Annotated in this window: 10 protein-coding genes; 3 read left to right on the top strand and 7 right to left on the bottom strand. The window is 38.7% G+C overall.

What is annotated here, in order from left to right:
- Nucleotides 1-47 precede the first annotated feature (47 nt).
- The 3 genes from AsAng_RS26805 to AsAng_RS26795 all read right to left on the bottom strand — a co-directional run bounded on the left by AsAng_RS26805 (nt 48) and on the right by AsAng_RS26795 (nt 7,484).
- The gene (locus AsAng_RS26805; RefSeq protein WP_264790220.1) at nt 48-3,827 is read right to left on the bottom strand and encodes a T9SS type A sorting domain-containing protein; all 3,780 of its coding nucleotides are present in this window, start codon (nt 3,825-3,827) and stop codon (nt 48-50) included.
- A gap of 265 nt (nt 3,828-4,092) precedes the next feature.
- Nucleotides 4,093-6,333 carry an NADP-dependent isocitrate dehydrogenase gene (locus AsAng_RS26800; RefSeq protein ID WP_264790219.1) on the bottom strand — a complete coding sequence of 747 codons (2,241 nt, stop codon included), beginning with the start codon at nt 6,331-6,333 and terminating at the stop codon, nt 4,093-4,095.
- Between the two features lie 311 nt (nt 6,334-6,644).
- The gene (locus tag AsAng_RS26795; RefSeq protein ID WP_264790218.1) at nt 6,645-7,484 is read right to left on the bottom strand and encodes a hypothetical protein; all 840 of its coding nucleotides are present in this window, start codon (nt 7,482-7,484) and stop codon (nt 6,645-6,647) included.
- Nucleotides 7,485-7,717: 233 nt separating this feature from the next.
- Between AsAng_RS26795 and AsAng_RS26790 the strand changes: the two genes are divergently transcribed.
- Nucleotides 7,718-8,254, top strand: a complete 537-nt coding sequence (locus tag AsAng_RS26790) for a hypothetical protein (RefSeq protein ID WP_264790217.1) — start codon at nt 7,718-7,720, stop codon at nt 8,252-8,254.
- Between the two features lie 2 nt (nt 8,255-8,256).
- On the opposite strand, the gene AsAng_RS26785 is transcribed toward AsAng_RS26790, so the two are convergent.
- Complete coding sequence (locus AsAng_RS26785) at nt 8,257-9,297, bottom strand: LacI family DNA-binding transcriptional regulator (RefSeq protein WP_264790216.1); 1,041 nt, start codon at nt 9,295-9,297, stop codon at nt 8,257-8,259.
- Between the two features lie 79 nt (nt 9,298-9,376).
- Nucleotides 9,377-9,823, bottom strand: coding sequence for a hypothetical protein (locus tag AsAng_RS26780; RefSeq protein WP_264790215.1), 447 nt, complete (start codon nt 9,821-9,823; stop codon nt 9,377-9,379).
- A gap of 570 nt (nt 9,824-10,393) precedes the next feature.
- On the opposite strand from AsAng_RS26780, the gene AsAng_RS26775 reads away from it, so the two are divergent.
- Together AsAng_RS26775 and AsAng_RS26770 are read left to right on the top strand one after the other, a co-directional pair.
- Complete coding sequence (locus AsAng_RS26775; protein WP_264790214.1) at nt 10,394-10,558, top strand: hypothetical protein; 165 nt, start codon at nt 10,394-10,396, stop codon at nt 10,556-10,558.
- A 19-nt stretch (nt 10,559-10,577) separates the two neighbouring features.
- A complete protein-coding gene (locus AsAng_RS26770) occupies nt 10,578-10,889 on the top strand; it encodes a hypothetical protein (protein WP_264790213.1) in 312 nt (103 codons plus the stop codon).
- Between the two features lie 83 nt (nt 10,890-10,972).
- On the opposite strand, the gene AsAng_RS26765 is transcribed toward AsAng_RS26770, so the two are convergent.
- Both AsAng_RS26765 and AsAng_RS26760 read right to left on the bottom strand, forming a co-directional pair.
- Nucleotides 10,973-12,082 (bottom strand): T9SS type A sorting domain-containing protein, encoded by a 1,110-nt coding sequence (locus AsAng_RS26765; protein ID WP_264790212.1) that lies wholly within the window; start codon nt 12,080-12,082, stop codon nt 10,973-10,975.
- 482 nt (nt 12,083-12,564) lie between these two features.
- Nucleotides 12,565-20,232 (bottom strand): cadherin-like domain-containing protein, encoded by a 7,668-nt coding sequence (locus AsAng_RS26760; protein WP_264790211.1) that lies wholly within the window; start codon nt 20,230-20,232, stop codon nt 12,565-12,567.
- Nucleotides 20,233-20,657: the final 425 nt, after the last annotated feature.

Here is a 20,657-nt window from a genome sequence, read left to right as displayed (position 1 = left end):
CTAATAAAGAGATGGCTCGTGCCTTTTTTAGGTATGCCTGAATACCATTAATGTCTTATCGTCACTTTTTCTGTATGAACACTTCCATTAGGTGCATGAACTTGTATCACATAAGTACCTGCTGTTAATTTTTCTGTATTCATGGTATAAATAGATTGCTGATTGGTTAATTCTGACTGCATCAAAATACGCCCTAAAGCATCAATCATTGTAATCGCATAATTTCCTTTAGACAACAAGGGTAGTTCTATGGTTAGGCGATCGTCAGCAGGGCTAGGATAAACCAATACCATTGCATTAGGATCTTCAAATGTTACGACTCTAGTTCTGCTATAATCATTGACACCTGCATAATCAATATGATGGATACGGTAATAATTATGACCAACCAAAGGAGTCTGATCGATGTAGTTATAGAAGGCTTGGTTGTTATCACTTGTTGCATCAAAACAAGCTAAGGTTTCAAAATTTTGCGCATCAGCACTTCGCTGAAGACAGTAACGATCACCAGCTTTTTCATTGGCTACTTCCCATTCTAATTTTGTAGTACGCTCTACCTTTGTTGCATCAAAACGAAGCAATTCTAACGGCAAAGAAATTTGATTGAGCATATCAGCCAAGGTAAATGGGCTAAATGAAGTCACATAATCAGAAGTAACTGTTCCATTAACAACTGTTCCTGTAATTACAGGACTGTTCCCTTCTCGCTCCCACTGATTGACGACACTAGGTGCTTGCGTAAAGAAATGCCCTACTCGCATACTAGAGGGAGAAATAACATTACTGTGAGGTCCCCAATGCAAGGTTACTTTTAAATGTTCACCAGTACCACCGATTAATTCATCCAACATCCAATATTCTAAAGAACTAACATGGTCTAATTCGGCAGCATTTACATTATAAGTACCATAACCTTGGTAGAAATACTCCGCAATATAAAATTCTCCATGGTGAAATCTTGTCTCAATTCCAATCGCACCATAAACCCCATTATCTCCTGTTGGGTAGGTAAAATTGGTAATTGCGCCTGTATTGGTTTCTTTGATTACAGGACCATCTACATGACTAAAGTTTGACGCATTGGTTGCTGTTGCAATAGGATCAAAAACCAAATAGGCAGCCGCAGAAGTTAATACAATGCCATTGGTAAAAGTCATATCATTTTTGATGACCATATCACTCGCATTGTTCTGAAGGTTTCCCCCTGCTTTATTAACAATTACCTGATAAAAACTTTCACTGCCTGTTGCCTTATTTACCGATTGAGTCGTTGTTCCGAGGAATTCAACGATGCTTTCTCCTTCGTCAAAACCATTTCCTGTATTTTGATCCGTCCAATTGCCGTGTAATCTAACTAGACCATCTGCTGCCGCTGTGCCATCTTCCATGTCCAATTGACCATTGTTATGAATCATCAAATTACCATGTACCTCAATTCCTGTACCTATGACTCCTCCTTGATTATTTTCCAATTTAGACGTTCCTGCACTTCCATTTCCACCAATAATTAGATCTCCCATTACTTGCAATAAAGAAGCATTGGTATTGGTATTAAAAACATCAACGGTTCCTGTGCCACTATTCCCAATGTACATATTTCCTTTGACGGTCATAAATCCGCTAGTGCCTTGAAAAATTTCAGAAGCAGCATTAAAGCTATGCGAGCCACTAGTAGCTTCTAGGTACAAATTAGGGTAAAACATATTTAAGGTGATGACAGCTACCGTGGAGCTGTTACCACTCTGACGATAACGCCAAGTTGCTGTAGCAGGAATTGTAGCAATTCCACCTTCGTAATTATCACGATATTGCGCTATAGAGCTTGTTCCTGTTTTTATAATTTCGCCATTAGCTGCTAGTATCCAAGTAGCAGAATGCGTACCAAAATCAACGCCATTTCCACCTCCATTTCCATTGTCAATTAACGTTCCTTGGATGTCTAAATCTACTCCCGTTCCATTATTAAACCTCAATAAACGATTGTTATTAATAGCAAGGGTTCCTCCACTTTCAATGACAACTTCATCTACTACTAAATCTTGATCTACACTTACAGTATGTGTATTTAAGATATGAATATAATCACTGTTGTCAAACTCAGGATATATACAAGCTGAAGACCAAGGACCAGCCGCAGAACTAGCCATTTCCCAAGTCGCTACATTTGTCCAATTTCCCGTATTGACAGAACGGAAAAAACGCTCTGCATTTAAGGTAAATTGCACGGCCTCTGATGGTAGATTGCACGTTCCACCTTCTGTTACTTGGCAATAAAACTGGTAACCATCAAAAGAAGAAACTACTCCCGAAATAGACAATGCATTAGAAGTTTCTCCTGTAACAACGGCTCCTGCAAAAGCAGCAGCACTAACAGCAGTCCAAGTCAAGGCACTTCCGTCATTTTCATTATAAAACCATTGGTAGGTTAAGGCACCTCCATTTCCAGCGGTTGCAGCAACAGAAAAATTCATAGCACAGCCGCTCACATCCGTTGGCTGTGTAGTAATTGTTGGTGTACCTCCTCCAACGGTAAAGATACCTAAATGCGTTTCGTCACCAGAAGTAGCCGTAGTCCATTCGCCTGCTGCAAATGTTGGATTCGGTCCAGTAACCGTATTGTTTCTTCTATAAATATAACCAACAGCTCCTACGGTAGCATCGTGAAAATCATCAATAACCGTTGTTGTTGGAACATGAACCAACTCTAAGCGATCATCAGCATTAAAACCTGCTGTAGTTCCTCCGAAATCAAAATCTTGGACACCTGATCCACCACTATTGATTCTTCCAACCAAAACTTGACCATCTGCAATAGAAGATCCCGTTCCCGTAGCTGGAAAGGTATAAGAGTGTGTAACTGTCCCAGAGGTTAAAGTTCCATAACGATCGATTCTATAATTGGTCAAATCAATGGTAGCCCCTGTTCCATTATAAATTTCGATATACCCCAATGAACCTCCATTATTATCAAATACCTCTGATATAATAATATCTGTTAAAATAGAGCCACATGCTCCACCTGAAGTTAACAAAGTAAAATTACCTGCTGTCGTTTGATTACATGCTGTCTCTATTACTGTGATGGTACCTGTAGTTGCACCAGTAGGAAGGGTAGCAATCAACGTGGTTGCGTCCACAAAAGTAACAGCAGCTGCCACCCCATTAAATTCAACCGTAGAACTAGCCGTAAAACCAGTACCTGAAATGGTCACCTCTGTTCCTATAGGACCAGAAGTTGGGGCAAAAGAAGTAATGGTATGCGGACAAACTACAGTAGGAGTTCCATCCAAAATGAAGTTATCAAAACCTGCATAATCACTCCCTCCATTTTGAACCACTAATAACTCTAGCCCTACAGTGTTAGCACTATTGGGAATGTTTATGGTTTCTGTTAGGTAACCTCCCGTTGAGAAACCTCCCCCTGTTACCAGTTGTACTTGAGGTTGTGCAACCCCATCTAGTATAACCGTATAAAAAACATTATCGCCACTGTCATAGCCTACAATGTTGTAGTCAAACTGTATCGATACCCCTGTATAAGTTGCTACCGAAACATTGGCAAAAGTAATGGTTTCCCCTGCTGCTCCTCCACAATTTCCATTCAAATCTTGAACTCCCCAAAACTGTGCGCCAACAGCAGGAGTTATACTACTCAATGCAGTTGAATAATCCCAACGATCGCTCCCATTGGTACAGGCGACCGTAGATAAAGTAGTTCCCCATGTATCCCCAGCGTTCTGTTCGAAACCATGGTATGCGATTTGAGCCTCCAAGTTAGACAAGACGAGACCCAAGCATAAAATCAAAAAATGTAATTTTGTTTGCATAATGATTGTAATTGTCAGTAAACAGTGGGGCTGTCTTTTTGAGAAAGACAAAAGTACGTCTTTTAATCCTAGAATAATCATTCTTGGATATTAGTTAATTGTTAAACTTCTCAAAATCAACACATTTCATTTTACAATCATATATAATTCACTCTTTAATAAGCCTTAATTATTTAAGCTTTATTTCCTATTTTTATAAAATAAAAAAAAGCTGCCCTAAAAATAGAGCAGCTTTCATATTTTGAATTGATTATCTTTTCCTTACTTATGCGTTAATCAACATCGTATCCAATACTGAATTTAAGGTTGAACTTGGACGCATTGCTTGGCTTACTTTTTCCTCATTAGGGAAATAATAACCATCTACATCCATTGCTACACCTTGAGCAGCATTAAGTTCCTCAACAATTTTGGCTTCATTATCAGCCAACTGCTGTGCTAATTTGCCAAAGCTTTCTTGCAATTCTGCATCTTTAGTTTGCGCTGCAACTGCTTCTGCCCAGTATAAGGCTAAATAGAAATGGCTTCCTCTATTGTCTAGCTCATTTACCTTTCTAGAAGGAGATTTTCTATTCAACAATAGCTTTTCAGTAGCTTGATCCAATGCCTCACCCAATACCAATGCTTTGGAGTTATTGAACGTATTTCCTAAATGTTCTAAAGAAACAGCCAATGCCAAAAACTCACCCAAAGAATCCCAACGCAAGTGATTTTCTTTGTTAAATTGTTGTACATGTTTAGGTGCAGACCCTCCTGCTCCTGTTTCAAACAATCCTCCACCATTCATGAGTGGAACAATAGACAACATCTTTGCAGAAGTTCCCAATTCTAGAATTGGAAATAAATCTGTATTGTAATCACGTAATACATTTCCAGTTACAGAAATAGTGTCCTTGCCCTCTTTGATACGCTCTAAAGAAAATGCAGTAGCATCCATTGGAGACATAATATGAATTTCTAATCCATCTGTATCGTGATTTGGCAAATAAGTATTTACTTTTTTGATTAATTCTGCATCATGCGCTCTATTCTCATCCAACCAAAAAACAGCAGGAGTTTGTGAAGCTCTGGCTCTAGTTACTGCCAATTTCACCCAATCTTGGATTGGTGCATCTTTTACTTGGCACATTCTCCAAATATCTCCCACTTCAACAGCATGCTCTATCAAGGTATTTCCCGCTGCATCAACTACTCTTACCGTACCTTCTGTTTGAATTTCAAATGTTTTATCGTGCGAGCCATATTCTTCTGCTTTTTGAGCCATTAGCCCTACATTAGGAACAGTCCCCATAGTAGTAGGATCAAACGCTCCATGTTTTTTACAGAAATCAATAACAACTTGATAAATACCTGCATAACTGCTATCAGGAATAACAGCCTTGGTATCTTGCGTTTTTCCTTCTTTGTTCCACATACAACCCGAAGTACGAATCATTGCAGGCATTGAAGCATCAATAATTACATCACTAGGTACATGCAAATTCGTAATTCCTTTATCAGAATCAACCATAGCAACATCAGGACCATTTTCATAAGCAGCCTGAATATCTGCCTCTATTGCAGCCTTTTGGTCAGCAGGAAGTGTTTCGATTTTGTTCAACAAATCACCAAAACCATTGTTAACATCCACACCCAACTCTTCTAAAACAACAGCATGTTTGGCAAAAACGTCCTTAAAGAATGTTCTAACCCCATGCCCAAATATAATTGGATCAGACACTTTCATCATTGTTGCTTTCATGTGCAATGAAAATAGCACTCCCTGTGCTTTAGCATCTGCTACTTGAGCATCCAAAAATGCCAATAAAGCTTTTTTGCTCAACATCGTACCATCAATCACTTCACCTGCCAAGATTGGAAAACTATCCTTTAAAGTAGTCACTGTACCATCTGCTGCAACATGCTCAATGCGTACATCTGTAGCAGATTCCAAGGTTACCGATTTTTCATTAGAACGAAAATCTCCACTTGTCATTGTAGCTACATGAGACTTAGAATCAGCTGACCAAGCCCCCATAGAATGAGGATTATTTTTAGCGTATTTTTTTACAGGTTTAGGTGCTCTACGATCCGAGTTTCCTTCTCTTAAAACAGGGTTTACGGCAGAACCTTTAATTTTATTGTATCTCTTTTGAATTGCTTTTTCTTCTTCTGTCTCTGCATCGTCTGGATAATCAGGCAATGCGTATCCCGCAGCTTGAAGCTCTTTGATCGCTGCTTTTAATTGAGGAACAGAAGCACTAATATTAGGCAATTTAATCACATTTGCCTCTGGCTTAAGCACCAACTCTCCTAATTCAGCCAATGCATCAGGCATTCTTTGCTCTTCAGTCAAAAAATCAGGAAAATTAGCAATAATTCTACCAGCTAGAGAGATATCACTCAACTCAACTTCTATACCCGCAGCATCTGTAAACGTTTTGATAATTGGCAAAAAAGAAAACGTTGCTAAAAAAGGTGCTTCGTCTGTCTTAGTATAGATGATTTTTGATTTGTTTTGTTCCATGTTTCTCAATTTTTAAGTAAGTTTTTTTTTTATAAAAAAACTGTAATTTAACTGTTGATTATTAGCTGTCTTTTTCAAAGAAATTCTTTGATTTTCAACCCGTGCGAAGTTACAATTTTTTGTCGAAAAAAAGAATAGCGGTTCAAAATATTAAAATCTCTATATCTTTATTAATACACGATTGATTACCAATAGATTGACAAGGCACATTTTCAATCTATTCTATTGATTATCAAAACTCCGCCAAGTAGGAAGATAGCCCTTATCATGAGCCACCTGTTTACAAATAACTTTTTTTATTGAACAAATGATTATTGTTTGCTCAATTGAATTTTTGCCCAGACCCCTGTAATGTTACCATTTGAACTGCGGGAAGGTTGGCGACTAATTGCAGATTGATTCGCTCCTTGTAACATAGGATTGGGCAATTGTCCACTTCCTGTTATACCATTGCTAGAGGGATCGTTAAACAGCCCAGGGTCATCATCTGCATTAGCAGCAGGTTGATTTACTCGAATGCCAATACTCATCACTTCATCATAATTTATAGTGCCTTTTAACAGTTGATTCAAAGGAATTTTGAATTCACAAATCATTGCCCCTACATGATCAAAGCCCATGGCTGTTTTAAGCTCTTTGGACGCTAAATTACTGACTCGAATTTTTTCTGTTGGCTCCTCTTCAACAAAACCAATCAATTCAAACTCTTGGCAGATGTCGGCATAAGCTTGATCCAAAGCACGATCGTCAATCTTAAAGCTGCCTTTAGTTGCCTGAAAAGAAATTTTTTCGATCTGTTCTTGTGTCAATGCTAAGGGGTAGCCAATTCCTATTTTGTCCTTTCGTTTAGCCAAAGTATCTATATAAACAGACAATCCCAATCCCATGATCCTACGTTGAATATTTTTATCATTAATCCGAACACAGAGGTATAGGTTTTTATCGTCGTTCCCTGCATTGTATTGGATGGCAGTATAATCTTTAGGCTCTTTTAGTGGATGCTCCCATTCTTTTAGGTCACCATCAATAGTAATTGTTGAATCAACACCATACCATTTAACCGTGGTAATATTTTGGGTAGAATTGCAAGCCATTCCCAAACTTATAAATAGTAATGAGACCATTAATTCTATGCTACTTTTCAAATTCATTGATCGATTTTTTTAGTGTGGCACAAAGATACAAATTCTTGTGAAGTATAGCACGAATACTTTTGGGGATCACAATCGAACTAGCGCAAGCATTCCCCGCATCTATGTAAATCTTGCTTTTTCGACGATACAACACTATTATTCCATGAGTGCTGCGCAATTCCTGATAATGTCTAATAGAAAAAGAAAATTCACGCTAATTTTAGTACCTTGAACCTAATAAAATCAACCGTATGAACCACCCATTAATTAAACCATTAAGAATCGTTTTAGCAGCGGATCGTTCAGAAGCTAGTCGCCAGAAATGGGAAGAATGGACCAATTACCTCATTGACCAAAAGATAGATCTAATCGACTTGATGGATTTACTGGATGCAGAACATCCGATTGCCATGCGATTTACTTGGCTATTGGGGCATATATTGGTTAAGGCTCCTGATCGCATTGCACCTATTGTGAGTCACTGTTTTAATAGACGAGATGAATTGACCTTTCCAGGAATTAAACGCACGATTGCCAAAATGATTTGGCTGGCAGGAGTCCCTGAAGAATTAGAAGGGTTAGTGGTTGACGAGTTGTTCAAATGGGTACTTTCCCCTCAAATAAAGGTTGCTGTAAAAGTATATTCGATTAGTGCCTTGTACGACTTTAGTGTCAAATATCCTGATTTGCAAGAAGAATTGTTGTTAGTCATTGATGACCAACTGGATAAAAATCCAGTTGCATTCAGCGCTAGAGCTCGCAAAATTTTGAAATTATTAAGGCAGTAACCTTATCTCGAAGTCGTCAAGTTTTCACAAGATTTGCGAACAATAATTTGCGCTGGTAAGATCAATTGTTGGTTGGGCAATGGTTTGGGTTTTCCTCCTTTTATTTTATTCAACAAAATATTAACCGCTTGGTCTCCCATTTCTTGAATGGGTTGAGCGATGGCCGTTATAGCACAAAATTTAAATACATCAATATCATCATAACTCAATAAGGCGATGTCTTCGGGAATATGCAAGCCCATTTTTCCTAAATGTTCTAAACAAGCCTTTCCTATATTGTTATTAACGGCATAAATAGCCGTAACAGGTTGGGCTTGGTTTAACATTTTGTGCAGTGATTTGCCCACCTGATTATAAATATCATCAAAGGCTATTTGGCAAACATTGCTATTTTTTATGGTAAGTCCCTGTTCCGTTAAGGCATCTTTATACCCCTGTTCTCGATCTTGAATAGTACTTAAGTGAGAAGGCGATATGGTCAACATTCCAATCTCACGATGCCCTTGTTCCATCAAATACTCGATTGCCTTTTTTGAGCTTTTGTAATTATCAACTACGACATAATCTGTTTCCAAATTAGGAATATGTCGATCAATTAAAACAAAAGGAAATCCCTCCTTAATGAGTTCTTTCAGTACCTTGGTATCCTGAAAGGTGGTTGCCAAAATCAAACCATCCACCTGTCTACCTCTCAACATTTGAATCAACTCCTCCTCTCGCTCTGCTCGTTCATCAGAACTACAAAAAATTAGATGATAACCTAATTGACGCAAATTATCTTCGATTCGACGAGCAATAGTAGCATAAAAATTATTAGAAATATCTGTAACAATCAGACCTATTGTATTGGATTTCCCTGTTCGCAATCCTCTTGCAATAGAATTAGGCTTATAATTGAGTTCTTTTGCTTTGGCTTTGACCTTATCTTGTGTAACGGGACTAATCCCATGCAAATCACCTTGACCATTTAGCACCATAGATACCAATGTTCTAGAAACTCCCAAAGCTTGTGCAATGTCAATAAGCGCAATTTTTTTCTTCATGTTACTATTCTTAATTATTTGTCGATCCCTTACCCTCTCGCATTAACAAAGAAATTCTTTGGTCAAGCACTACACCAACCTATCGATAGTTGTTATCGTCATCTCTAAGCAAATTTTTCATCTTTTCTTTAATAACAATATTGATTAGTTCTGATTCGTTTTCTTCCCCTTCTCTAATGTTATTAATTATAGGTTTTTCCTCTACAAACATATAATAAACCGTTCTAAAAAACAAAAAGATTACAAAAGGAGCAAATAGAAAAATAGCAGCTAGTGTCGCTAAAAGTCCCTTGTACAATTCATTCTGATACAGTTGATAAATCGTTCGAGCTATTTTTGAGACTAGATCTCTGTTGGCAATTAGCAAAATAAGGGTTATAATGGGTACCACAAGAGCTAGTAATAGCCTAAACAATAATAGAGCCATAATAACGATAATAACAATACTCAACACAGATTTCCATCTAGCAGGGGGTGTTTCGTTTTCTCCAAACTCTTCAAATTCAAAAAATGGTGTCTCTTTCATGATATAAAATTAGTTGTTGTGATTATTCTTCATGAAGTTGTTTAAGAATGTTGTTGATTTTCGAGATCAAAGCTAGTAGTTATCGGGCAAAGCTCGTTTTTTGTTTCGTAGCTGGAAGCTACGGGACTAAAAATAGCTGCCGATCCGATGGCTGCTATGGTTGGATCGCAGGTGTTAAGATCATTTTTTAACAACTTCCATTATAAATAATACAAAAGATACAGAGAATGAGTTCAATTTTACAAAAAACAAAATAATTACAAAAAAGGGAACTTCTTTATATTTTTATTAATTTAGAAGATATTACGGCATTGTTACTAGATAATAGTTTGCTGTGTCTTTTTGTTCATTTTTTGGGTACAGGACAAAGCTATAAATTCGGTTAGTTGATCAAAATATTAGGAGGTTTATCACTATTTTTTAGACCGCTTCGCTCTAACATCCAAATCATTATTAAGCAAAGATCCTATATTTTATACTAAAAAACTTTAGCTTGCTTTGCTCGTGAGCCAGCAAGCTGGGGCTGTCCTGTACATAGGTTCATTTTATAAAGCCATTATATTTACAGATATGTACAATCAAGAAGAAACCACCAATTCAAACCTAATAAAAGTAATTGGTCTTGGTATTTTTATGCTTTTAATCCTTCTAACCTTTTTTTTTAGAAAAAGTGATGCTACCCCATTTGGTTTACCACTTGACCAAACCGAGCAAGTAGATAGTCTTTCTCAATAAACTCCCAATAACGATAAGTATGCAAGACGACAATGATGATTTATTGGAACCCTATAACAATGATGAAATTTCAGATGATGATTATTTTCAGGAATCGAAAGAGAATGTTAGCAACTTAACTTATGCTTTTATGATGGTCGCTTTTCTAGTGGTTATTGGAATTAAATTTTTTCAGAGCCTATCCGATACGACAACAGATGAAAATGCGATGGTTATTCGTCAAGTTCAATTGCTTAAATTGATAGAAACATCTACCAATGAGCAAGAAGTAGCACATGCGATAGCGGAATATGATAGTTTGGCTAATGTTCTCGAAACACTAGCCAATTGAGACTAGCTTCATTCGGCAAATTGATAAAAAAAAAGACTCTAACTGCAATAGCTAGAGTCTCCATGATATAATGCACGTGTGTTTTATTCAATTCGTATTTTTTGACTATAACTCCCTGTATTATTCCTTACGTAAACTACATATACTCCTGTAGCACAATGGTTTCTATCCAATTCAAGTTCATAATAGGTATTTGTTTTTGCCTTTATATCATGTCTCTCAACAACACTTCCCAAAGTGGTTAAGATTTCTATTTTGTAACGATCGTCTTTTGCCAATTGAATATACATAGTGTTCCTTCCCGCTCGCAAAACTGTGGGAAACAATTTCTGCACTAATGGTGCGTCTACTCTTAGAGCACGAATATCAGTATAGGCGTAAGTTCCATCAAAATCCACTTGTTTTAAGCGAAAATAATGTACTCCTGCTACTAAATTTGGTACTTTATAATTATAATATTGTACTTGAGTGGTTGTGCCTGCACCATCTACATAGTCTATTTGCTCAAAAACGGGCAGCCCTGTAGTTGGCAAGGCATGTTCTATTTCATAGCCAGCATTGTTCAGCTCACTTGCTGTCGCCCAATTTAGGCTAGCGGCATTCTTTCCCTCTAATTCTGTATTAAAATGCATCAATTCTACTGGCAATGGATCACTCCCTCCTATTCCTTCCAGTGCAAGTGCAAAAACTTCAGAACTAGCAGTATTAAATGTCGCTCCTGTTCCTCCATTGTTCATTTCTATGTCAACTCTAATTCCTGTAACCGTTAAGGTATTGGATGCTGTGTAAGGCACTTCTACCCTAAACTTTACCCATTCTTGATTATTTAAGGCAACATCTGTTGCATTGGTAAAAGTAGCTGATCCTGTCAAGTTTCCTGCTGATGTTATTAAAACAATATCTTGAACTGCTAAATATCTACTTAAATCGGAATTGTTTTGTACATCATTAAAATAGTAATAATCTAAATAAATAAAATTGTCAACTCTAAGGTCAACTGGGGTATTGAATGTAAAGGTAAGCATTGACTGTCCTCCTTGTATATCATACCCATTGAGAAAATCACCCGAAAGCGGGCAAGGATCTCCCCCTATCATTGCTACATAGTCGGTAACAGAAGAGGCATTGGTTGCTGCTCCATTTATAGAAGATGTTCCATCTGAAAAATTAATCGATTGATATTTTACATGCATAGGGGAAGCAAATATTGTGCTGTCTCCTAAAAAAAGCCCCATAAAAAAGAATAGTCCAATAATTGAACTCTGATTGTTTGGGTTAAACTTAATCCTAATTAAGGATTTTAATAAAAAAAAGAAATAGAACTTATTTTGGGAAAAATGTAATAGTGTTTGCATAGGACAATGTATCAAATTGTTAAAAAGGAACTAAAGATTCAAAATTTCTTTTGGGCAATCATTTCAAATTATTGGAGCTGGTTATTTGTTATATCAAAATGGAATTTACCATCCTCCTACCAAACATATTATGTTACTATTTTATCCAAATATAAGTCTTTCTTCAATCATAGAGGTGCATATTTTTGCCTTGCAACATCCCATTCTTGCCTAATTAAATTTCAAAAAAATGCACTTTTGCCTTATTTATAGCTAAAAAATAAAAAAAAGACCCTAACCATGGTAGTTAGAGTCTTTATAAATATACGATCTAATTTTTTTTATTCTACCCGTATTTTTTCCGTATAAGTACCACTATCATTACTCACACGAATCAAATAAACTCCTGATGGATAGCGATTCAAGTCAAATTCTACTTCATAATAAGCATTTATTGGAGAGCTTGTATGATGTACTTCGACTACCTGCCCCAACGTAGTTAAGACTTCTACCTTATAGTTATCTTCTTTTGCCAATTGGATATAAACGGTACTACGTCCTTCCTGCAAAAGCGTTGGGAATAGCTTTTGTACCAATGGCGCTTCTACATTCAGTGCACGAATATCTGTATAGGTATACGTTCCATCAAAATCTACTTGTTTCAGACGGAAATAATGAATACCTGCTACTAAATTGGGCACTTCATACTGATAATGTTGAGCTTGAATGGTCGTTCCTGCTCCCTCTACATAGCCAATCTGATTAAAGACGGGCACTCCTGTTGTTGGCAAAGCGTGTTCTACTTCATAACCTGCATTATTTAGCTCCGTTGCTGTCGCCCAATTCAATTGACCAAGAGTTTTCCCTTGCAATTTGGCTCTAAAATACAGCAACTCTACAGGCAATGGATCATTCATCAAGAATTGATAATCTTCTATTTCTCCATTGGTTCTTGCGCCCACAAAATCACCAGCCCCTAACAGGTTGTCATCTAAACGAATTCTAATATTTACTAAATTTGTCGCTACTGTTGCTGGCGAAGTCACATTAACGGTTGTTGTTGTTGCTCCTCCTGGTACAGCTACCGAACCATTGTAAAAGTCATCGTAAATCCCATCGGCATTCCAATCAATCCACATTCCGTAAAATACATTATCTGCTGCTACTGAGTTTAGATTTAAATCTACATTGTAAACAGTAGAAGGAGTCACTGTTCTTGGAAATGCACCAGCTGTTCCCGTTCCTAATGCCATTCCATCGTCAAAATTATCCGTTCCTACTCCCGAACTTGCATTTTCAAAATCGGTATTGCTACCCAACCAAATATCCGTTCCACCATCCAGTACATTATCCGCATTTCCATCTCTCATAGCTCTATGATAAGCCTCGCCATATACTGCTGGTCCATCTCCATAGTCCTTATTAACATCCAAGATCGTCAGATAAACCGTTGCGGTATCACATGCTTTGGGCGTTCCATCATCACAGATGCTATACACAAACTCATCGTTCCCACTAAAATTGGGATCGGTTGGGCTATACGTATAACTCCCATCTGGATTTAAAGTCACCGTGCCTTGGCTTGCTCCACTCACCAAACTTACCCCTCCGATTTGGCTATCTCCTTCTACATCACTATCGTTGTCCAACACATTTGCCGTTAAGGTCGTCCCTTTGTCTAAAAACTCCTCATCATCGATTGCATTTGTACTGTTGTACACTGATGGTAATACATGTATTGTCACCGTTGTTGTTTCACAGCTCATAGGCACGCCATCATCACAAGCCGTATACTCATAAACAACCTCTCCTACAAAACCTGCTACAGGATCAAAGGTATAACTTCCATCCGCATTTTGCGTCAAGGTGCCTGCATTGGTCACTGCTGCTCCATTTTGATCCACTCCCGCTATGGTTGTTCCTAGTCCCAATCCTACTGTACCATCTACTACTCCATCTCCATCTGTGTCTATATTGATTGTCCCAGTCACAGTGATGTTATCCCCATCTGGATCGTTGTCATTCGACAAAACTTGACCACTTACGGCTAAATCGTCATAGGTGACATTCGCATCTGGTGCCAGTGCCAATTCTCCATTATCAGTGGTTGGCAAGGGTTCTACATCTATTGTTACCAATGCTTCCTCACAAGCTTGAGGACTCCCGTTATCACATACTTGATAGCTATAGCGTACCTCTCCTACAAAATTTGCTGTGGGTACAAATGTATACGTCCCATCTGAATTTTGCGTCAAAGTGCCTGCATTGTTATTAGCTGTCCCATCTTCATTTACTCCTCCTACCGTCACTCCTGTTCCCAATCCATTGGCTGTTTCTGGTACGCCATCTCCATCTGTATCTATTGTTATGTTACCTGTCAATACTTGCGTATTGTTTTCATGATCCCAATCGTTGGTTAAGACATTACCACTTGCCGTCTCATTAATTGGTGTCGTATTGATGTCATTCGCTGCATAAGTTGTATTTCCTTCTCGCCAATCCCGCTCTATCGTTACCCCATTGGTTGCATCTGGATGACTATTGGGATTCAAATTGGTATTGGTGGCATCCGTACTTGCTGTATTGTTATCATAACCATCCAACAAGCCGTCTCCATCCGCATCTGTTGCTCCTCCTGATAAACCTGTATTCGCATTTGGACTATCTGTGCCATCTACTAGACCATCTCCATTCGTATCGTGCCCCTCTAGATTATCTAATAAACCATCATTATCACTATCCAAGTCCAAATAATCGGGATTGTCTACTCCATCCGCATTATTGGGTACAATTCCTGAACCTGCTCCACCAAAGTTTGCATCGTCATTGTCGTAAGCATCGTCTATCCCATCTCCATCTGCATCTGTCCCTGCTGGGGCAAGGTAAGAAGCCGTTGCTTGTCCTTCTGTATTGTCTACGATTCCATCGTTGTCCGCATCTATATCCAAGAAGTTGTAATTGTTGTCTCCATCTTGGTTATCGTTTGGATAAGTATCTGGTCTTCCATCTCCATTTCCATCTGCTCCTGTTACAGTCATTGCATTTGCTGTATTCTCTGCCGTGCCATCGTTCCCGACATCGCCATCTACGCCATCGTTAAAACCATCCCCATCTATATCCACAAAACCATCCGCTATTCCATCTCTATTGGCATCTATTCCGCCTGCTTCTTCTACATCCAAAATACCATCGTTGTCCGCATCCAAATCAAATTGATTTAGAATACCATCGCCATCCAAATCTCCTCTTGCATAAGTATCTGGGGCACCATCTCCATTGGTATCGGCTCCTGTTAAAACCAAAACATCTGCTATATTCTCTGCCGTACCATCATTCCCGACATCGCCATCTACCACATCGTTAAAACCATCGCCATCGGTATCGGCAAAGTTATCTGCTAGACCATCTCCATCTGCATCGGTGCCACCTGCTTCTACCACATCTGGTATGCCATCATTATCGCCATCCAAATCTAAATGATTGGGTACACCATCTCCATCTGCATCTCCTGAGGAATAAGAATCAGGAGCGCCATCATTATCCGTATCTACTCCTGTCAAGATCAAAGCATCACTGCTATTTTCTGCTGTCCCATCGTTCCCGACATCGCCATCTACTGCATCGTTAAAACCATCGCCATCGGTATCGGCAAAGTTATCCGCTAGACCATCTCCATTTTCATCGGTGCCGCCTGCTTCTACCACATCTGCAATTCCATCGTTGTCCGAATCCAAATCTAAGACATCCAAGATGCCATCGCCATCACTGTCACTATTCGCTATCGCAGTTCCTCCATTGTCTACATCGTATTCATCGCTTAGACCATCGTTATCCGTATCCGTATAATTATCTACTACACCATCGCCATTTGTATCTACTCCTCCTGCTTCTACTATATCTGCTATGCCGTCGTTGTCTGAATCTAGGTCTAAATGGTTCGGTATACCGTCTCCATCTGTATCAATGGCAACACAAGTCGCTACAAAATCAACTTGAAAAGCAAACCATTCATTAAAGGTTTCTCCATTATCCCCTGCCCCATCATTTAATTCTATTTTGGGGTAACCGCCATCTTTTCCAGTTGGAACGACTCCCGTCCAAGCTACTTTGGTAAACGTTACACTAGTAATTCCTTCTGGAAATTCAATAGACCACTCTGCCGCTGAATTTCTAATCATATAGGTATCAAAGCTACCTCCATTACTAATTGTTCCTGAAGTTCCTAGTCCCCCTATTTGTCTTTCGTTAATATCAAATCCAGGGTCATTAACTCCTGCTTGATACATAGTTGCTGTTGGGCTAGCCAGATCGCTATAAGTAGCAACACCACCTCCATTCCAACTTATGATCCAAGTAGAAGACTCATTATTACCAGTAGTAGTAGTTAATACTTGCCCCAATCTAATAACAGGTGAATAACCAGCAGTTATAGATGACAAGTTCAAGGTATAAGAAAGGACATCATTACCTGCTAACACTTGACTATTCATAACTTCAATACCATTAGCTCCGCCTGTATATGTTTCAGAAGCAGTATACCCTGTCGTAGCAGCATTTTCTGTAATCGTATAATTGGCACTAGCCAAACCAGCAGTAATTATCCCTGAATTAGAACTTGGAAATGCCGCAAAGCCTTGGTTGCTATTAGAACAATCCATTTCGTTTATATCCAAAATTCCATCATTATCTGAATCTATATCCACAACATCAGGCGTACCATCTTGATCTGCATCTAGCGCATCCCTCCAGTCTCGCTCAGAACTTTGACCATCTGCATCAGGATGGCTATTGGGGTTCAAATTGGTATTGGTGGCATCCGTACTTGCGGTATTGTTATCATAACCATCCAACAAGCCATCTCCATCTGCATCTGTTGTCCCTCCAGATAAACCTGTATTGGCATTGGGACTATCCGTTCCATCTACTACTCCATCTCCGTTCGTATCATGTCCCTCTATTAGATCTGATTCACCATCGTTGTCCGTATCCAAATCTAAGTAATCGGGATTATCTGCTCCATCTGCATTATTCGGTACAATTCCTGAGCCCGCTCCCCCAAATCTTGCGTCGTCATTATCGTAAGCATCGTCTATGCCATCTCCATCTGCATCTGTCCCTGCTGGGGCAATGTAAGAAGCCGTTGCCTGTCCTTCTGTATTGTCTACGATTCCATCGTTATCCGCATCTATATCCAAGAAGTTATAATTATTATCCCCATCTTGGTTGTCGTTTGGATAAGAATTTGGTACACCATCTCCATCCGTATCCGCTCCTGTTACCGTGGTTGCATTGGCTGTATTCTCTGCCGTACCATCGTTTCCAACATCCCCATCTACAGCATCATTAAAGCCGTCACCATCTGTATCAATGTAATTATCTGCTTGACCATCTCCATTCGCATCTACTCCTCCTGCTTCAGTCACATCCAAAATGCCATCTCCATCAGAATCTAAGTCCAAGAAATTAGGAATACCATCTTGATCCAAATCTCCATTTGCAATTGGATTGTCATCGTATACATCTGTCAAACCATTCGGAGTACGCCCTGCATAAGTAAATGCTCTACATTCAGGAGTTGTAATATTATAAAAAGCATTATTACGTCCTGCAACAGAATACGAAGTCGTACCATTCTGATTTAATCCCATAGAAGCATTCCCTGCCGAAGGATTAAAGTTGGTCGTCACAATTCTTATTTCATTGGTTGTTTCATGTAGTTGCAACTGTGTCGTTATGCTTCCTGTAGTTGGTGCAAAAAAGGGATTATTCACAAATTCCAAGATAAAAATTCTATTGGGAGCTGTTCCATTCGTACCAAAACGTACTGTTCCACCATTCTGAGGTTCAGAATCAGCCCAGTTCATTGCAATGGTATTTGTATAAGTTGCATCTGGAAAAGTCTGAGGCACCCACGGAGAACCTGGGTTAATGGCATCAAAGCTTACCCAAGCATTCATATTTACCCGTAAATTTCCTGTGAAAGTAGTTCCAAAGTAATCAAATGGAAAAGGAAGTGCGATATCTTGATTACCATCGCCACTCAAAGTCAGTGCAGTTGGACTAGCAATTACTAAAGGTGTTGCCGTACATCCTGCTTCTGTATAAGCCCCAGAAATCGTTACATCTACCATATTATCAACCAAACCATCACCATTAATATCAGTACCACCAGCCTCTACAAGATCTGGAATACCATCGTTATCGGCATCTAAATCAAAAGAATTGATTATTCCATCGCCATCGGTATCAAAAACATCATTTACCCCATCAAAGTTAGCATCTACAAAACCTGCCACATCTGGGTCTAAATAATCAGGAATACCATCTCCGTCTGCATCCAACAAAGGATCGGTTGCATGTTCTACTAAATCAGGAATACCATCATTATCATCATCTATATCCAAAGCATCCGTAATACCATCATTATCTGTATCACAATCTGGAGTTGTTCTAGCAAAAGGCATGGAAGAAACATCATAAGACCAAAACCAAGTATTAATAGTTCTAGCATTACCAAAGTCATCGCATAATGTTCCTAAGGTTGTAGAGCCCACACCTGCTGTAGGTGCAGGAACAGCAAATGTTGCATCACCATCCCAAGCATGAGTTGGTCCAACAAAACCTTCTAACATATTGACAGAAGCAACTCCTGTTCCTGTTGTATTATCGGTGCCATTATCACCACAAGTACCAAAATTGGCTACATTGCTATCGTCCCAATATAATTTTCTAGTACCTATAGAAGGGAAGAAAGCCGTTATAGAAAGTCCATTAGAATTTAGCTCTGCATCGTGCATAGGAATATTCGTTCTTCCTCTAAACAGTGTAGCAGTTACTGTGAAATTAACATTACCCGCTACAGGATTGCCTAAGCCATCTAAACCATTCCATTGTAAAACATGGTTTCCTGCGGTTAAATCATATAATTCTAACACTCGATCTGCCGATCCAGTTTGATAACCTGGTATACCATTTAAATCTAACAAAAGAGCTACATCCCCTGGATCGGGAATATACAATGGTAAAAAATAATTGCCTGGACAACCATATACATTACTTGGTATAGCGGGAGCACTAGAAGGAGCTGCAACCGTAAAAACACTAGTATCTGGGACGGCCAAAAACACCTCATAGCCATTGGCAAATGCAGGAGAAGAAGTTCCTGTATATTCAGATACTCGATCTGTCAAGAAGTTTCCTGTATTATTAATCCCAAATTTATTCATTGCTAATACATAACCAAAAGGGCGAAACCCAGGCTCAAAATTGACTCGAATAACAGAACTATCAGAAGTATAGGCATAATAGTCCCCCTCAAAAGAGAAATTCAATCCTGGTGTAAAGGTTGCCGAAGCTGGATCATAAGCAATAAAAGACCAATTTTGGCAATGTAAACGTCCTGTATAAATTGTATTATTGGTTTCTGCAACTGTGAAATCAAAAAATGGAAAGAATATTTCGCCATTAGCGGTTGCTAAGGAAGTTGCCCCTCCATCTGCACTTTGATAGATTTCAATATAATACTCTCCATTTTGGGTAGGGTTAAACACAATAGGAGTATAACCAGCAGGATTTAAACCTCCTACATTTGGTCCTGCAACAGCTTGTGCATAATTGGGGATAAAACCAGCCCCAGCAAGTGGCACAGCAGTAGGCGCTACCACTTCAGTACCTAGGGGATCAATGATTCGATAAAATACATTGGCTGCGGGTGCAGCAGCTGGTAAACGCTCCCATGCATTAAGCCCAAAATAAAGGTTTTCAATCGTGTGGTTTTGAATAGAAATCTTTAATCTATTTCCATTAGGAGCATTCCGAAAGGCTCCATAACCTAAACTCTCCCTTATCCAAAGAGCAGTACCATTAGTAGCTGTCGGCATCACTTGAGCCGTTCCTTCTGCTTTTAGTTGGGAAGTTGTTAACAATAAAAAAAAAGAAGCCATCAAGCACATCGCCCAAGGGTATAGGGTATGTCTCTTGTTCTTCGAATCAAGTAAAGATGTTTGCATATTAACTTGTTTTTTATTCTACTATTTGTGAAAATGGGAAATCAATAGAGACCTTCTCACTAAACTAGAACATATATTAAATAGGTGAATTATGTATACAAAATATGGGATACACTAGACTTTATCAGCAATAAATATCTAGGCATAGAATGCACTACCTTGAATGAAAAGGTATTTATTCTTTTAAGCCTCAATAGACAATTTGATTGCTATTAGGCTCATGGTTCAGATACTTAATTTTGTGATTAAGTATCTTTTCATTGTGCATGTTTTTTATTTGGAGTGGGGACAAAAGTAAAAAAAATCCTAAGCAACAAGGTGCCTATTCCTGCCTTTTAAGGGTTTATTCCTGCCTTTACTACTACAACAAGAATAGTAAACTTAGTCCTTATCCATTATATAATTAATTCTAATACAGGTAGAAA

It is taken from the genome of Aureispira anguillae, from assembly GCF_026000115.1.
Taxonomy (GTDB): domain Bacteria; phylum Bacteroidota; class Bacteroidia; order Chitinophagales; family Saprospiraceae; genus Aureispira; species Aureispira anguillae.
The sequence above is the reverse complement of the archived record's forward strand: the minus strand, read 5'-3'. Positions and strand labels throughout refer to the sequence as shown.